Origin of the sequence: Deminuibacter soli (genome assembly GCF_003412455.1) — a bacterium.
GTDB lineage: Bacteria > Bacteroidota > Bacteroidia > Chitinophagales > Chitinophagaceae > Deminuibacter > Deminuibacter soli.
In genome coordinates, this window is the sequence record NZ_QTJU01000002.1 from 817,924 (window position 1) to 839,097 (window position 21,174).

General features: G+C 47.2%; 14 protein-coding genes and 1 tRNA gene. 10 read left to right on the plus strand and 5 right to left on the minus strand.

Going from position 1 to position 21,174, the window contains the following annotated elements; genetic code table 11:
- Positions 1 to 11 precede the first annotated feature (11 nt).
- The 6 genes from DXN05_RS09985 to DXN05_RS10010 all read left to right on the plus strand — a co-directional run bounded on the left by DXN05_RS09985 (position 12) and on the right by DXN05_RS10010 (position 6,688).
- Entirely contained in the window at positions 12 to 2,705 is a 2,694-nt protein-coding gene (locus DXN05_RS09985; protein WP_116847063.1) for a M14 family metallopeptidase, read from the plus strand.
- 154 nt (positions 2,706 to 2,859) lie between these two features.
- Positions 2,860 to 3,834: an ATP-grasp domain-containing protein gene (locus DXN05_RS09990; protein ID WP_116847064.1), complete on the plus strand. Its 975-nt coding sequence runs from the start codon at positions 2,860 to 2,862 to the stop codon at positions 3,832 to 3,834.
- A 36-nt stretch (positions 3,835 to 3,870) separates the two neighbouring features.
- Entirely contained in the window at positions 3,871 to 4,899 is a 1,029-nt protein-coding gene (locus DXN05_RS09995; protein ID WP_116847065.1) for an LLM class flavin-dependent oxidoreductase, read from the plus strand.
- Between the two features lie 286 nt (positions 4,900 to 5,185).
- Positions 5,186 to 5,437 (plus strand): helix-turn-helix domain-containing protein, encoded by a 252-nt coding sequence (locus tag DXN05_RS10000; RefSeq protein ID WP_116847066.1) that lies wholly within the window; start codon positions 5,186 to 5,188, stop codon positions 5,435 to 5,437.
- Positions 5,412 to 5,741, plus strand: coding sequence for a HipA N-terminal domain-containing protein (locus DXN05_RS10005; RefSeq protein ID WP_116847067.1), 330 nt, complete (start codon positions 5,412 to 5,414; stop codon positions 5,739 to 5,741). Before DXN05_RS10000 ends, DXN05_RS10005 begins: the two co-directional genes overlap by 26 nt.
- On the plus strand, positions 5,738 to 6,688 hold the full coding sequence (locus tag DXN05_RS10010) for a HipA domain-containing protein (protein ID WP_116847068.1): 951 nt from the start codon (positions 5,738 to 5,740) through the stop codon (positions 6,686 to 6,688). The genes DXN05_RS10005 and DXN05_RS10010 overlap by 4 nt, the downstream gene beginning before the upstream one ends.
- Before the next feature lie 113 nt (positions 6,689 to 6,801).
- On the opposite strand, the gene DXN05_RS10015 is transcribed toward DXN05_RS10010, so the two are convergent.
- Positions 6,802 to 6,876, minus strand: a tRNA-Val gene (locus DXN05_RS10015).
- 115 nt (positions 6,877 to 6,991) lie between these two features.
- The gene (locus DXN05_RS10020) at positions 6,992 to 7,651 is read right to left on the minus strand and encodes a phosphatase PAP2 family protein (RefSeq protein WP_245975173.1); all 660 of its coding nucleotides are present in this window, start codon (positions 7,649 to 7,651) and stop codon (positions 6,992 to 6,994) included.
- A 62-nt stretch (positions 7,652 to 7,713) separates the two neighbouring features.
- Here DXN05_RS10020 and DXN05_RS10025 point away from each other — a divergent pair, with 62 nt between their 5' ends.
- Together DXN05_RS10025 and DXN05_RS10030 are read left to right on the plus strand one after the other, a co-directional pair.
- A complete protein-coding gene (locus DXN05_RS10025) occupies positions 7,714 to 8,343 on the plus strand; it encodes a chloramphenicol acetyltransferase (RefSeq protein ID WP_116847166.1) in 630 nt (209 codons plus the stop codon).
- A gap of 73 nt (positions 8,344 to 8,416) precedes the next feature.
- Positions 8,417 to 9,646 carry a PQQ-dependent sugar dehydrogenase gene (locus DXN05_RS10030; RefSeq protein ID WP_116847167.1) on the plus strand — a complete coding sequence of 410 codons (1,230 nt, stop codon included), beginning with the start codon at positions 8,417 to 8,419 and terminating at the stop codon, positions 9,644 to 9,646.
- 222 nt (positions 9,647 to 9,868) lie between these two features.
- Here DXN05_RS10030 and xth read toward each other — a convergent pair whose 3' ends face one another.
- Positions 9,869 to 10,645, minus strand: a complete 777-nt coding sequence (gene xth / locus DXN05_RS10035; RefSeq protein WP_116847069.1) for an exodeoxyribonuclease III — start codon at positions 10,643 to 10,645, stop codon at positions 9,869 to 9,871.
- A 336-nt stretch (positions 10,646 to 10,981) separates the two neighbouring features.
- Between xth and DXN05_RS10040 the strand changes: the two genes are divergently transcribed.
- A complete protein-coding gene (locus DXN05_RS10040) occupies positions 10,982 to 11,995 on the plus strand; it encodes a PorP/SprF family type IX secretion system membrane protein (RefSeq protein WP_116847070.1) in 1,014 nt (337 codons plus the stop codon).
- A 43-nt stretch (positions 11,996 to 12,038) separates the two neighbouring features.
- The gene (locus DXN05_RS10045; protein WP_116847071.1) at positions 12,039 to 16,226 is read left to right on the plus strand and encodes an MBG domain-containing protein; all 4,188 of its coding nucleotides are present in this window, start codon (positions 12,039 to 12,041) and stop codon (positions 16,224 to 16,226) included.
- 88 nt (positions 16,227 to 16,314) lie between these two features.
- On the opposite strand, the gene DXN05_RS10050 is transcribed toward DXN05_RS10045, so the two are convergent.
- Entirely contained in the window at positions 16,315 to 17,487 is a 1,173-nt protein-coding gene (locus DXN05_RS10050; protein ID WP_116847072.1) for an acyltransferase family protein, read from the minus strand.
- 298 nt (positions 17,488 to 17,785) lie between these two features.
- Positions 17,786 to 21,040 (minus strand): AsmA family protein, encoded by a 3,255-nt coding sequence (locus tag DXN05_RS10055; RefSeq protein WP_116847073.1) that lies wholly within the window; start codon positions 21,038 to 21,040, stop codon positions 17,786 to 17,788.
- Positions 21,041 to 21,174: the final 134 nt, after the last annotated feature.

The following is a 21,174-nucleotide window of genomic DNA, read 5'->3' on the forward strand; positions in this document are numbered from 1 at the left end:
ACAATCATATCATGAAAAAATTCACCATTAAAACCTGGCAGCTATTGCTGTTTACATTGCTGGCAGCACAGGGTGCGTTTGCGCAGAACAGCTATTTTTTTCCTAAAGCAGGCGCGCTGGACAGTAAAATTCCTTCGCCTGAACAATTTCTGGGTTATCCCATTGGCTCGTTTTACACCAGGCACGAGCAGGTAGTAGCTTATCTGCGTGAGCTGGCCCGTGTAAGTGATCGCGTGCATGTGCAAACCATCGGCAGAACATATGAGCAGCGCGAGCAGGTAATTGTTACTGTTACTGCACCTGCTAACTTCAGCAGGCTGGAGCAGATACGCCAGGAGCACCTGAGCCAGCTGGATCCGGCAAAACCTGCGCTGGGCAGCACTGCCCCTGTGATTATCCACCTTGGCTATGGCGTGCATGGCAATGAAACATCCAGCACAGAGGTGAGCCTGCTTACGGCTTATTATCTTGCTGCGAGCCAGGATGCAGAAACGCAGCAATGGCTGAATGAATCAGTAATTTTTATTGACCCGTCTTTAAATCCTGACGGGCGTGACCGCGCAGCCAACTGGCACAATGCCTTTCATTCATTTCCACCAGTGGGAGACCCGCTGGATAAAGAGCACCAGGAAGCATGGCCTGCCGGCAGAACCAATCATTACTACACCGATCTCAACCGTGACTGGCTGAACCTGGTGCAGGTAGAAAGCCGTAACCGCGTGGCATTCTTTCACCAGTGGTATCCGAATGTGCAGATAGATTTTCACGAACAGGGAACCAATGCCACTTATTATTTTGAGCCTACACCGCAGCGGCACAACAGCCCGGTAATTCCGCAGTTCCTGTATGATTACAGCACTATATTGGCGAAGTACAATGCAAAGGCGCTGGATGATATAGGTTCATTTTATTTTACCAAGGAAAACTACGATAACCTTTCGCCCATTTACGGTTCAACCTATCCGAAGTTTTTCGGCAGCGTGGCTGCCACTTATGAGCAGGCCAGCTCACGCGGTGTTTTACAGGAATCTTCCAACGGCCCGGTAACATTTGCCTTTACTATCCGCAACCACCTTACCACCAGCTTGTCAACCATTCGCGGAGCTGTTGCTGAAAAAGCAGGTTTGCTGAAAGTGCAGAAAGATTTCTTCCGGTATGCACTGGAGCAGGGAAGAAAGAATGCAGCTAAAGCCTATGTGTTTGGCGACAGCAGGGATGTTACACTTACAAAGAAATTTCTTTCACTGTTGTTGCAGCATCATGTGAAAGTGTATGAGCTTTCAGACAATACAACGCAGGATGGCAAGCGCTTTGAGAAAGGCAGTGCTTATATTGTACCTGCAGAGCAACCCAATTTCCTGATTGTACATTCGCTGTTTGAAGAAAATTTTCTGAAAGACAGTGTGTACTATGATAATACAGGCTGGAGTGTTATCCATGCCTACGGTTTGCAATATGCCAAACTGGCCAGCAGTGGCAATAAGGGCGGAGAAGTAACTGCGGAAAATTTACCTGCAGGTACTGTGGAAGGCACATCAGGCTATGCTTATGTGATTGACTATAACGAATACAATGCAAGCAGGGCCTTGTATTACCTGCTTGATAAAAACATTCTTGTTAAAACGGCTTTTAAACCATTTACTGCCGTTACCGCGAAGGGGAATCACGCATATGGCTACGGTTCACTGGTTATTCCTGTTGCGGGGCAAACGGTTTCTCCTGATTCATTGCTTCGCATATTGCAGGCTGTAGCTGCAGATGCGCATATCAGTATAGCGCCTGTAACAACGGGTTTCAGTGCTGCAGGGGTTGATTTGGGAAGCAGCAATATTCACGCAGTGAAAAAGCCGGAAGTGGCAGTGGCATTTGGCCAGGGTGTTACTTCATCTGAGGCAGGGCAGGTTTGGTTTTTATTGAACCAGCAATTGAATTTGCCGGTAAGCAAGCTGGATATTGCCGCATTTCAACGCGCTTCACTGAAACGTTATACAGTGATTGTGTTGCCCGGCGGTAACTATAGTGCGTGGGATAAGGCAACTGTTGAAAAACTGAGAGACTGGGTAAACGACGGCGGTACATTGATTACTTTTCAAACTGCTACGGCATGGGCAGTGAAACAAGACCTGGTGCAGGAGAAGCTGGCTGAGACCGAAGCGCCAAGAAACAGGGGAGGCAGTGGATTAGGTCAGGCGGCGGAAAGTGTGCCGGGTGCGCGTACGGTTGCCAATGCAGGCGCTGCCGGCGCCTTGCCTGTGACAAAAAGAAGCAGTGACAGCAATGCAGTACGGCCGGTTTCTGCACGACTTGATTATGCAGAGCGTGAAGATGCTGAAGGTGCAAGGCGTATTAATGGTGCGATATTCAGGGCCGACCTGGATACAACGCATCCCATTGCATTTGGCGTTAACAGCCGCAACCTGTATATCAATAAAAACGGATCTGTGTTGCTGCTGCCGAGCACGAACAAGTATGCAACCGTTGCGCAATACAATAGCAAACCATTTGTAAACGGCTATTCTTCCAAAGAGAATATTTCCCGCGTGGCCAATTCAGCGGCTATTATCGCGGCATCCAGCGGTGATGGGGAGGTGATTTTGTTTGCAGATGACCCCACTTACCGGGGGTATTGGCTGGGAACAAGCCGTTTGTTTTTGAACGCGGTGTTTTTTGGTAACCTGCTGGGTGGCGGCAGGTATGCTCAATAGTTTTTACAGGGCAGGTATGAATGCCTGCCCTTACAATAAAAAGTGACCGAGTGACTAAATGGGAATACCGAATAAAATTTACAAAGGCTGATCCGGAAATACACAATTCAGCTATATTTACAAAGTCTATTAAAATGGTGGACATATATCCGATATGAAACCTTTTGTTATATCCCACGAACATCCGGACTGGTTTAAGCCATTGTTGGCCGAACTTGAAAAAAGAGGCATTGCTTACGAAACGGTGAATCCTGTAAAACATCATTTCGCTATAGAGGAAAAGAAGCCGGCCTTCAGTCTTTTCTTTAACCGTATGAGCCCTTCTGCCTATTTGCGCGATGGGGTTCAGGGCATGTTTTATACGCTGAATTACCTGAAGCACCTGGAAAATCATGGCATACGTGTTATCAACGGCTACAAGGCGTTTACTTACGAAACATCAAAAGCACTGCAGCTGATATTGCTGCAGCAGCTGGGCATTGCTTACCCTAAAGCGCATGTAGTGAATCATGTTTCACAAATTGAAGCGGCTGCCGGGGGGTTGCGTTTTCCCATAGTAGTGAAAGCGAATATTGGCGGCAGCGGTGCCGGTATTGAAAAGTTTAATTCGCTGGAAGAAGTGCGTACCGCCGTAAATAATAACAGCATTGACCTTGGGGTAGATCATACTGCACTGGTGCAGGAGTTTATACCTGCGCGCGGCGGTTATATTACCAGGGTAGAAACGCTTGGTGGGAAGTATCTCTATGCTATTCGCGTGTATACAACAGGAGAGAGCTTCAATCTTTGCCCGGCAGATATTTGTCAAACTACAGGCGGGCAGGAACTTGTACGTAATGCCTGTGCGCTTGATGCGCCTAAAAACGGTTTGAAAGTGGAAGCATACACACCGCCGGCAGAAGTGATCAGGAACATTGAAACCATTGTGCAAAATGCCGGGATAGATGTAGGTGGTATTGAATACATTATTGATGACCGTGACGGAGAGATACTATACTATGATGTAAATGCGCTTTCGAATTTTGTTGCCGATGCAGTAAACGTGATTGGTTTTAACCCGCATGAACGGCTGGTAGATTTCCTGGAACAACAGGCAGTGAAGCAGCCTGAAAACCTTGCATTGGCCTGATAAATTTGAATTGCTTACCCTGTAAACAAACAATACATGAAATACGGATATTGGTTGCCGGTATTTGGCGGTTGGTTGCGCAACGTGGAAGATGAGCGCATGACGCCTACCTGGGATTATGTAAAGAAACTGGCTGTGAGAAGCGAGGAAATCGGTTTTGATCTTTCACTGATTGCTGAGTTGTACCTGAACGATATAAAAGGAGAAGAAGCGCCTTCGTTGGATGCATGGTCGACCGCAGCGGCGCTTGCGGCTGTTACACAAAAACAGGAATTGATGGTTGCCGTGCGGCCTACCTTTCACAATCCTGCACAGCTGGCCAAGCAGGCTGCCAATATCGATCATATCAGCAATGGCCGTATTTCATTGAATGTGGTTTCTTCATGGTGGAAAGATGAGGCAGAGAAGTACGGTATCGAGTTTGAACAACATGATAACCGTTATGCCCGCACAGCTGAATGGCTGGAGGTGGTAGACAATGTGTGGAAGAAAGATCATTTCAGTTTCCAGGGTAAATATTACAAGGTAAACGATAACATATTGCAGCCGAAGCCGGTGTCGGGCCCGCGCCCGAAAATCTATGCGGGCGGTGAATCAGAGGCTGCTAAGGAACTGATTGCTGCCACCTGCGACGGTTATGTAATGCATGGTGATACGCCTGAAACCATTGGCCGGCGCATTGCTGATATGCGGGAACGCAGGGAGAAGAAAGGCTTGCCGCCGTTGTTGTTTGGCGTAGCCGCGTACAGTATTATCCGCAACAACGAGCAGGAAGTAAAGAAAGAGCTCGACCGCATTACGAATGTGCAGGAGGGCAGTTCGGGTTACAAGAATTACCAGCAGTGGCTATCGGGCACACAGCTGGAGCAGCGGGTGTCCCTGCAGGATTATTCTGTATCTAACCGTGGTTTGCGTACGGGTCTTACCGGTACTCCCTGGCAGGTGCAGGATAAAATTGCGGAGTTTGAAAAAGTAGGTGTTGATTTTTTCCTGTTGCAATGCAGTCCGCAAATTGAAGAGATGGAACGGTTTTCTTCGTCGATTATAGCAGCTGAAATCGCATAGCGATACCCTCATTTGTTTCCTGTTACTACATACGGGCGCGTGGTGAACTTGTTTCACATGCGCCCGTTGTATTTTTTATTACCAATACCGCCAAAGTGAAGGGTTACTGACCCGCCACAAAGTCGGCTAAAGAAAGTAATTTTATATCTAATTAAATATAAAATCGATAAAATTAAAATTTTATATCTAATTCAATATAATTTCGTGATAAATAGTAATTTTATATTGAATTGAATATAATTTCTCTCGAAAGAGTGTTGTTATATCTAATTGAATATAATAAATTATGACAGAATCACTTGCATTGTTCGTTAAACGGAAACGAAAAGAAGCTAAGATGACCCAGGAGGCATTCGCCCAGATGGCAGGTGTAGCACTTACTGTTATCCGTAAAATAGAACAGAACAAAACAGATTTAAACCTTGGGAAAGTCAATCATGTATTAAACATGTTCGGGCATACCCTGGCTCCTGTAAATGGTAAAGAAGTAATTACTAAAAGCAAATTGAACGATGAGGCAAGCGATGATATATTATAAAGATATAGCGGCGGGCGTTTTAACTGAGACGGATGATGGGTTTTATGAGTACCAATACCTGCCGGCATATATTGATGCGTACCCGGAACAATTCATCTGCTTTACTATGCCGGTAGTTGCGAAACCATATAAGGCCAATCGGTTGTTTCCGTTCTTTGATGGATTGATCCCGGAGGGGTGGTTACTGGACATTGCTGCTAAAAACTGGAAGATTAGTCCCAATGATCGAATGGGACTATTGCTGGCTTGCTGTGCAAACTGCATCGGTGCGGTAAGTGTTAAATCTTATAACCAGCAAGCATGAGTAAAAGATGTTTATACTGTTACCAGTTATTGGCACCGGACGCGGTTGATGATTTTCATGAGCAGTGCAGCCTTGAATTTTTCGGAACCCCTAAAGCGCCTATGCTTGAATACTTGCTTAGCGATATGGCTGACCTCGCAAAAAATGTGGTGGAGCGGCGCGTAGCCGTACCTGGCGTTCAGCCTAAGCTATCTTTGTCGTTGGTGAAAGCTGCGCTGGAAAACGGTGATCGCGGCCGCTTAACTGTTGTAGGGGCATTGGGCGGAAATTATATCTTTAAGCCCCCGCATACAGACTTTCCGGAAATGCCCGAAAACGAGCATGTAACAATGCGGATGGCTTCTGAAGTATTTCAGTTAAGTGTAGTCCCCTCCAGCTTGATTCGTTTAAAATCTGGAGAGCTTTCCTATGTTACAAAAAGAATAGATAGAACAGAAGATGGAGAAAAAATTCATATGCTGGATATGTTTCAGGTTCTGGAAGCTTCTGATAAATACAAAGGTTCGCATGAGCGAATCGGCAGGGCAATCGGCAACTATTGTACAAATACGCTTTTAGATCAGGTGGCGTATTTCCGGCTAGTGTTGTTCTGCTTTTTGACAGGCAATAGTGACATGCATTTAAAGAATTTTTCCTTTATACTAAACAATAGTGGCTGGGGGCTTTCACCAGCATACGATCTATTGAATGTATCCCTGGTAATTAAGGATGATGAAGAATTATCACTAACAATTTCTGGTAAAAAGAACAAGCTCAATGCTGAATTATTCTCCAATTTAGGAGCTGGACTGGGTTTGAATAATTTACAGATAAAAGTCAGCTTCAGGCTGTTTTCTAATGGTAAGGCCGCCGCATTTGAATGGCTGGATCGTTCTTTTTTATCCGAAGAAAAAAAAGTAGCATATAAGGCAAGGATGGAAGAACGTTATATGCGCCTGGGATTATAACGGAGAGCAAGAGACAGCGAAGGGTGTTACTGCTGGAAATAATATAGACTAAATTAAATATAACACAGGTGCAATAAAAAAGTCCCGGCATATTCTGCCAGGACTTTTCTCTGTGGGAGCACACGGGATCGAACCGCGGACCCTCTGCTTGTAAGGCAGATGCTCTAAACCAGCTGAGCTATGCTCCCTTTTTCCGTTACTTTGTTTCGTAATTGGGAGTGCAAAAATAGGGGAGTAATTGTATTTACCAAATTCTTGCGCAGATTTTTTTTAATTTTTTTCTGCGGTGATGAAGCCACTTCATTACCTGCGTATAAACCCTGTGGCAAAGGCCATCCCGGTGCCCAGCATTGCGCCGGCTGCCACATCAGTTGGATAGTGTACGCCGAGGTACATGCGTGAATAACCCACGGTTGCAGCCCATGCAAAGGAAGGTACAATTACATACCACTTAGGATAAGAACGTACCAACGCAGTGGCTGTGCTGAAGGAGAGACTGGTATGACCGGAAGGAAAAGAATAATCTCCTGCACGGTATACAGGTGTAAGATGTATGTTGGTGATAAACGGCCTCGGTCTTTTTACAATACGCTTGATGGCAAAATTAAACAATGCAGTAATGGCACTGCTGCTGGCAATATAACCCGCATCCCGCTTCATTTGTGCATCGTTGCGTATGAGGCCGGCAGTGAGCAGGCCAACAGGCACAGCAATGTTAACGCCATTGTTGATGTCTGCAATAAAACGCAGCGTACGGGTTGCACCTTCAGTACGGCGGGTTTCAAGATTGGCCAATACCCCGTTATCGAAACGTGACAAACCACTCTGCGCATGTGCAGGGTTGGGGCCGGTAAATATCAGGTACACTGACAAAGCAAGTAAACCAATCCATTTTCTAAGCATTGCTGTTTGCTGCATGTGTAAAAATACTACAACACGGTAATAAATCAGTGAACAACCCATCAACAGCGTTTTAGCTATCTTTGTTTGATCATTGCAGTCTGAATACTGTTGTAAATACCTTTATGAAACAAAAACTAGATATTGATAACTGGGAACGCCGTGATCATTTTAATTTCTTCAACAAGTTTGACGAACCTTTCTGGGGTGTTACCGTAACCATTGAATGTACCCGTGCTCACCAGCTGGCCAAAGAAAAAAAGGTTTCTTTTTACCTGTACTACCTGTACAAGGCAATCACAGCTGCGAAGCAGGTATTGCCGTTTCGCTACCGTATAGAAGAAGGTGAGGTATTTGTGTACGATCATATTGATGTAGGCACTACCGTTCCGCGCAGCAATGGCACTTTTGGTTTTGGTTATTTTCCGTGGCAGCCGGATTTTGAATTGTATTATGAAGGGGCATCAAAGGAAATGGAACGTATTCAAAACGCGACTGACCTGGAACGCCATCCTGTGAACAATATTATCCGCTTTTCCGCATTACCCTGGCTTGATTTTACTTCCCTGTCGCATGCACGTAATTTCGGTGTGCAGGATAGCGCGCCGAAAATATCGTTTGGCAAAATCACTGAAAAAGACGGCGTGAAAACCATGCCCATGTCAGTGCATGTGCATCATGCCCTGGTGGATGGTGTGCACGTAGGGCAATTTGTGGAAAGGTTTCAGGCCTTGCTTAATGAAGAAACTATGTAACTGGAACTATTACCCGGAAAAGTTCCTAACTTGACTGCCGGAACCAATGTTCTTCACCTTTATAAACGAAGCAATGCAAGCAAAACCTTTTTACCTGTCGGCCATACTGGCTATCGGTGCCTTATATGGTTGCACCGGTAACAGTGCCTCTTCCAAACAGAAAGGCAGCGACAGTTCAAACGCTCCTGTAGAGACCAAAGCACCCAACAGCAAATACAAACCTGCCTTTGAAGGCCAGACGCGTATTGCGGGTGTAAAAACAACCACGCCTTATAAAGTAGATAAGATTGCAGAAAAGCTCGGCAATCCATGGGCTGTAATACCAATGGGCGATGGTCGCCTGCTCATCAGCATCAAGGCCGGTTATATGGAAATACATGATTCTACCGGCGCACTGGTGAAAAAAATCACCGGCTTTCCTGCTGTTGATGATGCCGCACAGGGCGGTTTGCTGGATGTGGCGCTGGACCCTGCTTTCAACACCAACAAAACCATTTACTGGTCGTTTTCTGAAAAATATGGTGTAGGCAATTTAACAGCTGTAGCCAAAGGTCAGCTGAATGAAGCAGCAGGCACGGTAGATAAACCCACGGTTATTTTCCGCGCTACACCTGCCTTAAAAAGCAACCTGCACTTCGGCTCACGCCTGGTGTTTGACAAAGATGGCAACCTGTTTGTAAGTGCAGGCGAACGTTCTATCCTGGAAGGCCGCGCACAGGCGCAATTGCTGCAGGCCGGACTGGGCAAGGTGTTTAAAATTACCACCGACGGCAAAGCCGCACCTGGCAATCCTTTTGCCGGCACGCAGGGTGCCATGCCTGAAATTTATGCATTGGGCATCCGCAACCCGCAGGGGCTCGATATCAACCCTGTTACCGGCGAGTTGTGGGAAGTAGAATTTGGTCCGCGCGGAGGCGATGAAGTAAATATCATCCGTGCCGGTAAAAACTATGGCTGGCCAACCATTACCTATGGTATTGAATACAGCGGTGAACCTGTTGGCAAGGGCATACAGCAGCAGGATGGACTGGAGCAGCCGGTGTATTACTGGGACCCGGTGGTATCGCCCAGCGGCATCAGCTTTTACAAGGGGGATGCCATTCCTGAATGGAAAAACAATCTCTTTATCAGCTGTCTCAGCAGCACGCACATTGCGCGGCTGGTGATCAGCAACAACAAAGTTGTGGGCGAAGAAAACCTGCTGGCAGATAAGGGCGAACGTTTCCGTGATGTGGCCTATGTGAATGGGATGTTGTATACTGTAACAGATGGCGGTAATTTGTACCGGATCAGCAGGAAGTAACGTGAGGCGTCAGTGAAAGCATCGAAAGTCGAGCATCGACAGTCGAGACTATTGAAGCGAGTTCGTGATCGGAGCGGAGGTTTCGGAGAAGATCGGAGCAGAGGTTTGCGGAGATCGGTGCGAAGACTTTAGCGGAAGGCGTAAACAAAAGATCCTGGCGATAACAGAAGAAATGAATGGCCTTTGTGGTATAGCATTGCTGCTTGCCACAGCGGCCATTTTTTATTTGTCGGAGAGTTCAATCCAAACGGGGGCGTGGTCGCTGGTTTTTTCCCAGCCGCGTACATGGCGGTCAACACCGGCTGCCTTGAGCCGTTTTTTCAACTGTTTACTCAACAGGAAATGATCAATGCGCAGGCCTGCATCGCGGCCATAGGCATTGCGGAAATAATCCCAGAAAGTATAGATTTTTTCATCGGGGTACAGGGTGCGGATGGCATCTGTCCAGCCCTGTGCCGTAAGATTTTTAAAGGCCTCGCGCACTTCCGGGCGAAACAGTGCATCATCTACCCATCGCTCGGGCTTGTATACATCCATATCAGTGGGCATTACATTAAAATCACCGGCAAGAATAACAGGCACATCGTGCGCCAGCAGTTCCTGTGCATGTGCAGTGAGGCGCTGAAACCATTTTAGTTTATAGTCGAACTTGGGGCCTGGCGCAGGATTGCCGTTGGGCAGGTACAGGCAACCAATCACCACCTTATTGATGATGGCTTCAATATAACGGCTATGACTGTCTTCCGGGTCGCCGGGCAGTATCCTGCGCACTTCGGCAGGTTCGCCGATGCGCGAAAGTATGGCGACGCCATTCCAGCTTTTTTGTCCATGCCATATGGCCTGGTAACCTGCATCGTTAATGGTCTGCAGCGGGAACTTTTCTTCCGGTGCTTTCAGTTCCTGCAGGCAAACAACATCTGGGGCGGATTCAGCAAGCCAGCGCAGCAATACCGGCAGGCGGCCGTTTACACCATTTACATTATAGGTAGCTATTTTCATCGGATGTTTTTTGTTGATTTCCCGGCAGAGGGCTGCGGGAATTTTTACAAATTAACGTTTAAACGGTAAAGTTGGTTGTGTTCAAAGTGAAGGAATATCCGGCTGTATATTAGTTATTCATGTACTGTTTACGGGTGTTTGCGGCAGCGTGGCTGCAGGTTATGCAGGCACGATCAAACGAAATACATTGAAATCTGCGCACCGTTTAATCACCATTTAAGCTGCGTTTTTTGCGGAGTTGATTGTTCATTATTATTTAACGCCTAGATTTGCGACCGTTTTACCCCTCTACCTGTACCATATATTTTTTTCAACACATCCCTAAAAAACGTCTCTATGAAACTAATAAGGCACGTATTGCTGTGCTGTTTATGCTATTCGTTATGTACCTGCCTGTACGCGCAGGATCCGCATTTTTCCCAGTACTTCACATCTCCCATGACAGTTAACCCGGCGCTTACCGCTCGTGGCGTGTACGACTGGCGCGTTGCATTTAACACGCGTTCGCAATGGTGGGGCGCTTCCATTAAACCTTATTATACGGTTACCGCCTCGGCTGAAAAGAAACTACCCCTGGGTGGTGACAACAACAACTACTGGGGTATTGGCGGCATGGTGCTGAGCGACCAGAGCAATGGCGGCCTGCTGAAGAACGATTATTTTTCTTTATCAACATCATATAACATTTCGCTGGATGGTGAAGGCAGAAGCCTGCTGGGTGCAGGGCTTACCGGCACTTATGCCAACCGCGTACTCGATGCAAGCAAATTCCTGTTTCAATCGCAGGTAGGCAGCATGGGCTTTCAGCGTGATATACCATCCAACGATCCCGTGAACATCCAGAAGGCGCGCTATTTTGATATCAATGCAGGTTTGTATTACAGCTATACCGGCGATGCGTATGGCTGGAGTGCCGGTGCTGCTATGTTTCATGCCAGTGCGCCGCATGAAGGTGCTTATAACAACAGTACCTACAATATTCCCCGTAAAGTAAGTTTACAGGCAGGCGGCTGGTTTAAGGCAGGCGCAGGCAATTCGTTTCACCTGAGTGGTTTTGCCGAGTACCAGGCCGGCAACAGCATTTACACCCTGGGCGGTATTTACAAAATTGGTGTCAGCGACGATTTGCTGAGCAGTGTAAACATAGGCGCATGGAACCGTTTTGGTGATGCATTGTATCCTTATTTCGGTTTGGAAGCGAAACGCTGGATAGGAGGTATCAGTTACGATATAGTGAATTCGAAGGTGAAAAATTATCAATCCGTGCAAAGCATGGAGCTGTCGTTTGTTTGGCAGCTGGGAAAGGGCAGGGCAGAAGGCAAGCCTGCATCCGCTGTGCTCATTTACTAACACGCTGTTTTAACCTTATTCAATTAAACGTAACTGCATTTCCATGAAAAAATATTTACTCCTCTCCATACTTTTAATCACCGCCATTTTCAACAGCTTCGGCCAAACACCCGATGCCAATGGCATTATGTATGTAAAAGCTTTTGCCACCGGTAACGGCAGCAGCTGGGCTAGCCCGGCAGGTGTGCTGGCAGATGCATTAAAAGCTGCTGCCAGTTTAAATGCAGCAACACCCGGCACGGTTAAGCAGATATGGGTGGCAGGCGGCGACTATAGGCCACGCTATACACCTATAGACCTTAATACGTCCACCTTTACCAATCGCGACAACAGCTTTTCGCTGGTAAAAGATGTGAAAATGTATGGTGGATTTGCCGGCACGGAAACCACACTGGCTGCCCGTGACCTGAGTATTACAGCCAATAAAACCACGTTAAACGGTGATATTGGCACCAACGGCAATAACACCGATAACGCATACCACGTAGTGGCTGGCTTCGGCGACATTGGTACTGCTGTGCTGGATGGATTTACCGTTGCCAATGGCAACGCAAACGGTTCGGGGTCGATACCGGTGCCTGGTATTGGTTCCGCGATTCCGCAATCTTCAGGTGCAGGTATAATGCTGGTCAATTCATCGTTAACGATAAACAATGTAACCATAAGCGGAAATTTGTTAGGCTCCGGCGGCGGGGCGGGTATATACACATCTGGTTCAAACGTGTATTTCACCAATGGTACAATTACCGGTAATAGTGCTGCCAACAGCGGCAATGGTGGGGGTGGGTATTTTGGTGGCGGTACCGTTGTGCTTACTAATGTTAAGATATCCGGTAATAGCAGTGCTACGCTTGGTGGTGGTATAGTATGTCGTTTCGCACAAACAAGTTTAACTAATGTTATGCTCAGCGGTAATACAGCCTCGTCAGTGGGCGGCGCAATATATTCCCTGGGTAATACGCTTATGCTGAATAATGTGCTGATCAGTGGCAATAAGAGCGCTGTACAAGCCGGTGGGATATTCAGCGATAACGCTACTGTTACACTTACAAATACTACGATGAGCGGGAATAATGATGGAGGTGCAGGTGCCGGTGCAATTTTATTTACCAATGGGGGAGCGGGTACCATCAACAACAGTATTATTTATGGCAACAGCAGCGGTGTTTACGTCAATGGTACTACTTTGACTATAAGCTATAGCCTGGTGCAGGGGTTGGCTGCAAATGCAGCTGCGCACGTCCTGGCAGGTACTACCAATCCGTTGTTTGCATCTATGCCTTCTTACAACGCAGCGCCGTTTACCAATGGCAGTTATACCGTGCCCTTGAATAGCCCGGTAGTGGATGCAGGCAGTAACAGTCTTTACGCAGGGCTGGATGCCGATACAAAAGACCTTGCCGGTAATCCACGTGTAAAAGATTATACTACCACCGGTATTATTGATATGGGGGCATATGAATACTCATTGCTGCCGCAAACCATTACTGCCGCTGCTATTACCAAAACCTATGGTGATGCAGACTTTTTACCTGGTGCAACAGCCAGTTCGGGGCTGGTGGTATCGTATGTTTCTGCTGATAACACCGTTGCACAGACCTACCAGGATGCGGCAGACGGCAACAAATGGAAGATAAAAATTTTGAAAGCAGGCAGTGTAAACATTACTGCCAAACAAGCCGGCAATACCACCTACCAGGCTGCTCCTGATGTAAGCTTTTTACTTACCATTAATAAGGCTGCTCTAACCATTACTGCAAAAGACTACAGCAAAACCTACGATGGTGTCGCGTACAGTGGCGGTAACGATGTTACTTACAGCGGTTTTGTAAATAGTGAAACGAAAGCTGTGCTGGGCGGTACACTGGCTTACAGCGGAACTTCACAGGGTGCTGCAAACGCAGGCAGCTATGTGATTACACCCGGCGGTTTAACATCTTCAAACTATACTATCCAGTTTGCAGATGGTGCCTTAACCATTGGCCAGGCTGCGTTAACCATTACTGCCAAAGACTTCAGCAAAACTTATGATGGTATTGCCTACAGCGGTGGTAACGATGTTACCTACATCGGTTTTGTAAATAGCGAGACGAAAACAGTACTGGGCGGTACGCTGGCTTACAGTGGTACCTCACAAGGTGCTAAGAATGCAGGCAGCTATGTGATTACACCCGGCGGTTTAACATCTTCAAACTATTCAATTCAGTACGCAGATGGTACCTTGACCATTGGCCAGGCTGCATTAACCATTACTGCCAAAGACTTCAGCAAAACTTATGATGGTATTGCCTACAGCGGTGGTAACGATGTTACCTACATCGGTTTTGTAAATAGCGAGACGAAAACAGTACTGGGCGGCTCACTCGCTTACAGTGGTACTTCACAGGGTGCTGCAAACGCAGGCAGCTATGTGATTACACCGGGTGGTTTAACTTCAGCTAACTACACTATTCAATATGCAAATGGTACCTTAAACATTGGCCAGGCAACTTTAACCATCACGGCGAAAGATTTCAGCAAAACCTACGATGGTATTGCCTACAACGGTGGTAACGATGTTACTTACAGCGGTTTTGTAAATAGTGAAACGGAAACCGTACTGGGCGGTACGCTGGCTTACAGTGGTACTTCACAGGGTGCTGCAAACGCAGGCAGCTATGTGATTACACCGGGTGGTTTAACTTCAGCTAACTACACTATTCAATATGCAAATGGTACCTTAACCATTGGCCAGGCAACTTTAACCATCGCGGCGAAAGATGCCGGCAAAACCTACGATGGTTTGGCTTACAGCGGCGGCAATGGTGTTGACTACAATGGCTTTGTACATGGTGAAACAGCAGCAGTGCTGGGTGGTACACTTACCTATACCGGCACTTCGCAGGGGGCTGTTAATGCAGGTGATTATGTGATTACACCGGCTGGCATCAGCTCAGGCAATTATGCCATCAGTTTTGCAAACGGTACTTTAACCATCGGTAAAGCAATACTTACTGCTACCGCCAATGATAAAGCCCGCTGTTACGGCGCTGCTAACCCGGCCTTTACCATTGGTTACAGCGGGTTTGTACAGGGCGAAACAACAGCTGTACTCAGTTCGCTGCCGGTAGCAGCCAGTGCTGCAGATGCGAAATCCGCGGCAGGCGATTATGCTATTACTGTAACGGGTGGTGCAGCCAATAACTACACTATCAGTTATGTAAACGGTACTTTAACCGTGCATGCAACGCCATCCAGCAGTATTGCGGCAAGCCTGGGTACCATACTTTGCGGTCCCGGCGCTTCACTTACGCTGGATGCATCGGGCGCGTATACTTTTGCATGGATGCTGAACAATACCGTTATACCGGGTGCATCAGACGCTTCAATTACAGCCGGTAGTCCGGGTGTGTATACAGCTGTTGCCACTGATGGCAATGGTTGTAGTGCGCCTGCAGGCAATAGCATCACACTTACCCGGCTGCAGGCTCCCAAAGCTTCTTTCAATTTTGAAACTTACTGCGAAAACAAACCGGTGGTATTCACCAATACTTCAGATGTTTCTGAAAGCGGACCGGTTAATTATAACTGGAGCAGTGGTGACGGGCAAAGCGGCACCAGTTTCTCGCCTAAATTCAGTTACGGTAAATCCGGCAACTATACCGTAGCGTTAACCATAACACCACAGGCCTGTCCTTCACTGGAGGCAACAGTTTCCAAAGCAGTGGCTGTAGAGGCAGTAATGCCAGGCATCCGTTTAAATACGGTGTATGCTGCAAGCGATGCTGTTGTGGTATTAAAAGCACGCAATATCAGCAGCGCCAGCTATACCTGGATGCCGGCTACCGGTTTGTCTGCCGCAACAGTGGTAAACCCGACTGCCAACCTGCAGCACGACCAGACTTATAAAATAGACATGACCTTCCCGTCTGGCTGTACTACAACAGATACGCTCCTGGTATCGGTATTTACTACAAACAATATCCTGGTGCCAACGGTATTTTCACCAAATGGCGACGGGCAGAACGATATTTTGTATGCCAACCTGAGAGGTATACAGCAGTTTCATTATTTCAGGGTATTTAACCGCTGGGGTAAACTGGTATTCGAAACGTCCAGCTCGGGCAAGGGATGGGACGGTAATTTTAACGGCCAGTTACAACCTTTGGGGACCTATGTATGGACAGCCGAAGGTGTTGATACCAAAGGCGTGGTAATACGCACACAAGGATCGGTAACCCTGCTGCGATAGGTTAGCATATAATGTCTCCTGATGACAAAGGCTGGCCCGGTAAACGGGTCAGCCTTTTATTGGATAACTATGAAGCTGTGTTGTGTCATTATAATAGTTTTCTTACCAGCTTGTTTTTTCGCAGCAGCCAGGTCGCTGCCCAGCTGAGCAGGATACTGGCAATAGTGCACACCAGGAATTTGCTTACAGGCGATATGGTACAGCGTAACAGGTAATATTGCAGCCAGATGACAAATACATAATGCACCAGGTAAATGCCATATGCATTGCCGGCAAGCGATTGCCACAACCTGTATGAACGGTGAAACAGTTGCCTGAATGCCGTGATAAAAGCAATACTGCTGCAGGTGCAGCTGAGTATCCATATGCTGCGATAAATAAGCGTGGCCTGTATGTTGTTTAATTGGCCGGTGTCCAGGCTGTGCAGTAAGGGTGGTGCACTGCATTTCAACAGTACATAAGAACCGGCGCATGCCAATAACCATAGCGGCCACTTTTTCATAAAGCGGTTACCTGCTGTAAACAGGCTGTTGTGTAATCCCGGTGCACCTATGCCAACACCCAGTATAAAATAACCGGCGTACAGCAACAGACGGCTCTGCTGAAAATCAAACGGGCCAATACCTGTCCACGCATCTGCACCAAAGTAAAGCGCTGCAGGTACATACAGTATCCAGCCCAAAATGTACCAGCAAATAAATACGGTGTGCGCTGTTTGCCGGGCCAGCCATATACCGCATTGGTGCAGCCCTTTTTGCATGTATGGATACGTGCATGCCAATAGCCCGTTGAACAGGAACAGCACCCATAAAAACCAGGGCGGACCAACAGGCCAGGCTTCCACGGTAAAAAAGTCAACGATATAAGCTTTAGGACTGGTATGCCCATGCGCCAGCAACCAGGCGGGATAGTAGGCCAGTAACATCAGTAGGGTTACGCCAATAACAAAGGGTACAAACAGGCGCCTGAACCGGTCGCGCAAAAACTGCTGCCTGCCCTTCTTTGCAATACTGTTCCATAAAAAGATGCCGCCTATTAAAAACATCAGCGACATAAAGAATACATCATTGAAGTCTTCAAATATATCGAGTGAGCTGCTGCGCAAGGTATCCACCACAGGGTGGGTGGAGGTGATATAGGCGGCCTTGTTAAACGATGCGAACGTGGTGTAGGCCAGTGAGGAGTGATGCGCTACAACAAGCAGCGTAATAAAAGCCCGAAGATAATCCAGCCAGTTGTCCCGGTCGTTGTTGGTATGCATTGCTGCTGTTTTGTTTGCTGAAACGCAGCTGCATGTGGTATGTTACAGGTATAAAAAATAAAGCCCCGTCAATCATCCCTGTCGTACAGATCCATTATTTTGTTTTGCAACCAGCAAATATTTCATATAAGAGCCATTTACAAAAACAGTATTTCCTTTTTTAAAATGACTGATCTTGTAATTTTGTTTGAGAGATCAGGTATTGGCATTTCCTGTAATTTTTAAAAGACAGCCCCCCGCCCGGCTTAACCGGGCGGGGGGCTGTCTTTGTTTATTCACTATTGACTATTCACCTGTATCAGGATGTTTTCTTTGGTGCCTTGCCCAGGCCAATTTTGTAGTTGTCGGGTGTGCCGCTGATGCGGATGTTCATAAACCGCACTTTCTTCTCCTTGTCGCGGTACTCGATAGCGTCTACCTGGTCAGGGTCTACCTCTTCCTGCTTTTTGCCAAACAGCATGCGGAAACCTACCTGGGTAACCATTTTAAGCGGAATGCGCAGGTAGTACTCCATCTGCATATCCAGCGCCTGCTTGCCCGAAATTTCCATAAATCCAAGTGAGGTATTGATGTTCATGTTCGGGATGGTGAGCGCGCCATCTTTAAAGGTAAGCTTGTTACGCAGGGTGTCGAAGCGTACCATTTTCAGGTTCTTGTCTTTAAAGTAAGAAGACATGGCCTGCATGGGTGCAAAGTTCACCAGCACTCCGTTGTAAATGTTGATGTCGAGCTGCGCGCGCGACTGGTCTATATACGGCGTAAGATCAGGATGCACCAGTACAAAGCTTTTGATTTGACCGGTAAGCCTGCCTTTGATGTTTTTATTGATCACATAATCCTGCCCAAAGTAGTCCAGCTTCAGCATCATCTTTTCAATATTGATGTCTGTGGCATTGATCAGGCTTTTGAGGAAGATTTTGTTCGGGTTGGTGCCGTTGAACTGTGCGTGTGCGGCCAGTCTGCCTTCTGCAATATCCAGCGCCAGGGTATCTAGAAACAGCTGCTGGTTTTCCTGCATGCGTATATTGGATACTACATTTTTCAGCCACAGTTTGCGGTATTTTATTTTACCGATGTTTACGGCTGCCTTGAAATTAATAAACGGCACCTGGAATATGTTGAACCCGCTATCGTGCGAAACAGCAGGTGTAGATACTGTTTTTACCGCTACGGTTCCGGTGGTATCGAAGGCGGCGGCCACGTTGTTCTCGGTGGCAGCATCAGCTGCGCTGAGCTTGTAATTGGTTAACTCATCCACATCCAAAAAGCGCGAGGCAAACTGCAGGTAGTTTTCTTTCTTCATGCGCGCTGTATCCTTACCGGTATACAAACGCATGCTTACATTGAAATCGCTGCGGCCTATCTTGCCTCTTAAGGTATCGAGCTTTACAAAATGATCTGCACCGAATTTAATGTTGCCGCTAATGCTGTCCAGCTTAAACTGGTGCTTCTTTAGCTCGCCTGAAATATTGGCGATTTTGATATTGGCGAACTTAAACACCGAATCGTAACGCAGTTCTGTTTTAGAACGCAGCCATATTTGAGAACCCACTTCGTTGTGGTAATCTTTCGGCACATACTGGCGGCTATAGCGGCCCAGCAAATCGCGCATGGCCAGGTGTTGCGATTTAAGATCGAACGCTACCAGTGTTTTGCCACGCATTACTTTGTTAAACCACAAGGCGTAGTTGTTTACGCGACCACTGAACTGGATATCGCTGCTATCTATAAGTCCTGCGAAATTGCGCAGCAGCAGGGAGGTGTCACTGATGGTTAACGCTGCACCAAAATCGTGAAACGCATGTGGGTATTGCTTAAACGCAGCGCGCAGCTGGGTAATTTTGAATTTGCCTTTGGGCAACGGGTTGGGATGTGTAAGCTCGTTCACTGATGTTTCCAGTGACATGCCGATGTTGAAGCCGTAGATCTCTTCTTTCACCTTACTGCTTTTGCTGCTGTCGAATGCCAGCAGTTCTTTCAAAATCATTTTATCGCTGTGTGCGGAGAGTGTTACGGTTACCGGTTTTTCCTGGTGGTGAAACAGGGCAGGCAGGTCGCTGATAGAGCCGTTTACATGGAAATCTGAATTGCCGATATTGCAGAACAGTGTATCCAGTTTCAGGAAGCCGTCTTTCATGGCTGCGTGCAGGTTCAGGTGTTCTACCAGGTAGGGGTTCGAGGGTATGCGGAAGGTAAGATCGCGTACGGTAAGCTCACTTTGTATACCCTGGGTTAATTTGCCCATGGCTTTTTGTGGCATACTGAGGTCTACCAGCTCTTTAAAGTCCATGTTCAGGTTAATATGGCCGGTTACATGTTCCAGGTCTTTAATGCCCAGGAAGGCGCCTACAAAGCCTATTTCCAGCTCTGAATTTACCTGCATCAGTATTTTGGGATCAGTAAAATCGCGGATCACGATATTGCCCCTGAACACACCTTCACCGGGACGGGCGTTCATGTTTAGCAAACGCAGCTCTGATGTTTTGAGGGAATTGCCGGCTCCATTGCTATAGTAACCTTTAAAGGCGAGTGAATCGAGTTTTTTGTTGGCATCTGTATTGTGCAGCCAGGCATTGCTGCAGGCAAAGTTGAGTTCTATATGCGGCAGCTGGCCGTTTTTGATGCTGCCTTTTACGGTGCCGTCGAAATTGAGGCGGCCATCGTATTTAAAATGTTTCAGTTCTTTGGCAATGTCTTCGGGCGCAAAGGCGAAGAGTTGTTTAAAGTCGGGCCTGTCACCGGAGAATTTAAAGTCAACCGTATTGCTGCGCAGGTTGGCCGTACCGTTGATGTTAAAGGCAGCCTCTTCCAGTTTCAGTTTGCCTACAGGCAGTGCTGCTACCTGTGTGGCTTTATCGTAGCTGAGTTTTATTTCTGTGCTTACGTGTTTGTTGCGGAACAGGGTGGTATCTCCGGGACGGGTATAGTCGAATACCATGGTGCCCTTGAGATCGGTAGACAGCTGTGCACTATCGTAATGCAGGGCAGATTGTATGCGTTCGATTTTAACGGCAATGTGCTGCCCGTTTTTCTGGTCAATATAAGAAACCAGCATGTTCTTCACCACCACTTTGTTGATATGCAGATCGAGCTGCACATTGGAAGTGTCTTTTGCAGCGGTGGTATCCTGGTGCATCTGGCTGGCCGCTACAATGTTCAGCTGGCCATCGGTTTGCTGCACCAGGTCGAGGTGGCCGTTTTTCAGCACAATGGCTTTTACATTGTATTTATGACGCAGTATATCGGGCAGACTAAAACCCATGTACATTTTTTCTGCTTCATAAATGGGCTTGCTGCTTTTTTGCTTGTTGGCATACAGCTGTACATTCTTCAGCCCAATAGAAATGTAGGGGAAGTTCTGGAACAGTGAAATATCACTGCCGCCAACAACGAGTTCGCCGTTGAGCTGTTTGTTGAGCTCCTGCACGGCCATGTTTACGAGGCGTTGCTGCTGCGTTACCAGGATACCCACGGCGACACCTACCAGCACCAGCAGGCAGATAACGGGAATGAGTATAAAGCGGATCAATCTTTTGCGGGTTACAGGGGTCATGCGGTTGTTGCTTGCGTTTCGCGTTTAACGTTTAAAGTTGAACGTTAGTATGTTAGGGATGTTATTTTTCGGTGTGAACCGGCAATTGTGCATAGTTTTTCATTGCCCGCACCTGAAGAACACTGAACCTCAGG

What these genes read in the sequence shown, in the direction of transcription:
- DXN05_RS09985 (WP_116847063.1), top strand. Translation starts at nt 12, where the DNA reads ATGAAAAAATTCACCATTAAAACCTGGCAGCTATTGCTGTTTACATTG.
- DXN05_RS09990 (WP_116847064.1), top strand. Translation starts at nt 2,860, where the DNA reads ATGAAACCTTTTGTTATATCCCACGAACATCCGGACTGGTTTAAGCCA.
- DXN05_RS09995 (WP_116847065.1), top strand. Translation starts at nt 3,871, where the DNA reads ATGAAATACGGATATTGGTTGCCGGTATTTGGCGGTTGGTTGCGCAAC.
- DXN05_RS10000 (WP_116847066.1), top strand. Translation starts at nt 5,186, where the DNA reads ATGACAGAATCACTTGCATTGTTCGTTAAACGGAAACGAAAAGAAGCT.
- DXN05_RS10005 (WP_116847067.1), top strand. Translation starts at nt 5,412, where the DNA reads ATGAGGCAAGCGATGATATATTATAAAGATATAGCGGCGGGCGTTTTA.
- DXN05_RS10010 (WP_116847068.1), top strand. Translation starts at nt 5,738, where the DNA reads ATGAGTAAAAGATGTTTATACTGTTACCAGTTATTGGCACCGGACGCG.
- DXN05_RS10020 (WP_245975173.1), bottom strand. Translation starts at nt 7,651, where the DNA reads ATGGGTTGTTCACTGATTTATTACCGTGTTGTAGTATTTTTACACATG.
- DXN05_RS10025 (WP_116847166.1), top strand. Translation starts at nt 7,714, where the DNA reads ATGAAACAAAAACTAGATATTGATAACTGGGAACGCCGTGATCATTTT.
- DXN05_RS10030 (WP_116847167.1), top strand. Translation starts at nt 8,417, where the DNA reads ATGCAAGCAAAACCTTTTTACCTGTCGGCCATACTGGCTATCGGTGCC.
- xth (WP_116847069.1), bottom strand. Translation starts at nt 10,645, where the DNA reads ATGAAAATAGCTACCTATAATGTAAATGGTGTAAACGGCCGCCTGCCG.
- DXN05_RS10040 (WP_116847070.1), top strand. Translation starts at nt 10,982, where the DNA reads ATGAAACTAATAAGGCACGTATTGCTGTGCTGTTTATGCTATTCGTTA.
- DXN05_RS10045 (WP_116847071.1), top strand. Translation starts at nt 12,039, where the DNA reads ATGAAAAAATATTTACTCCTCTCCATACTTTTAATCACCGCCATTTTC.
- DXN05_RS10050 (WP_116847072.1), bottom strand. Translation starts at nt 17,487, where the DNA reads ATGCATACCAACAACGACCGGGACAACTGGCTGGATTATCTTCGGGCT.
- DXN05_RS10055 (WP_116847073.1), bottom strand. Translation starts at nt 21,040, where the DNA reads ATGACCCCTGTAACCCGCAAAAGATTGATCCGCTTTATACTCATTCCC.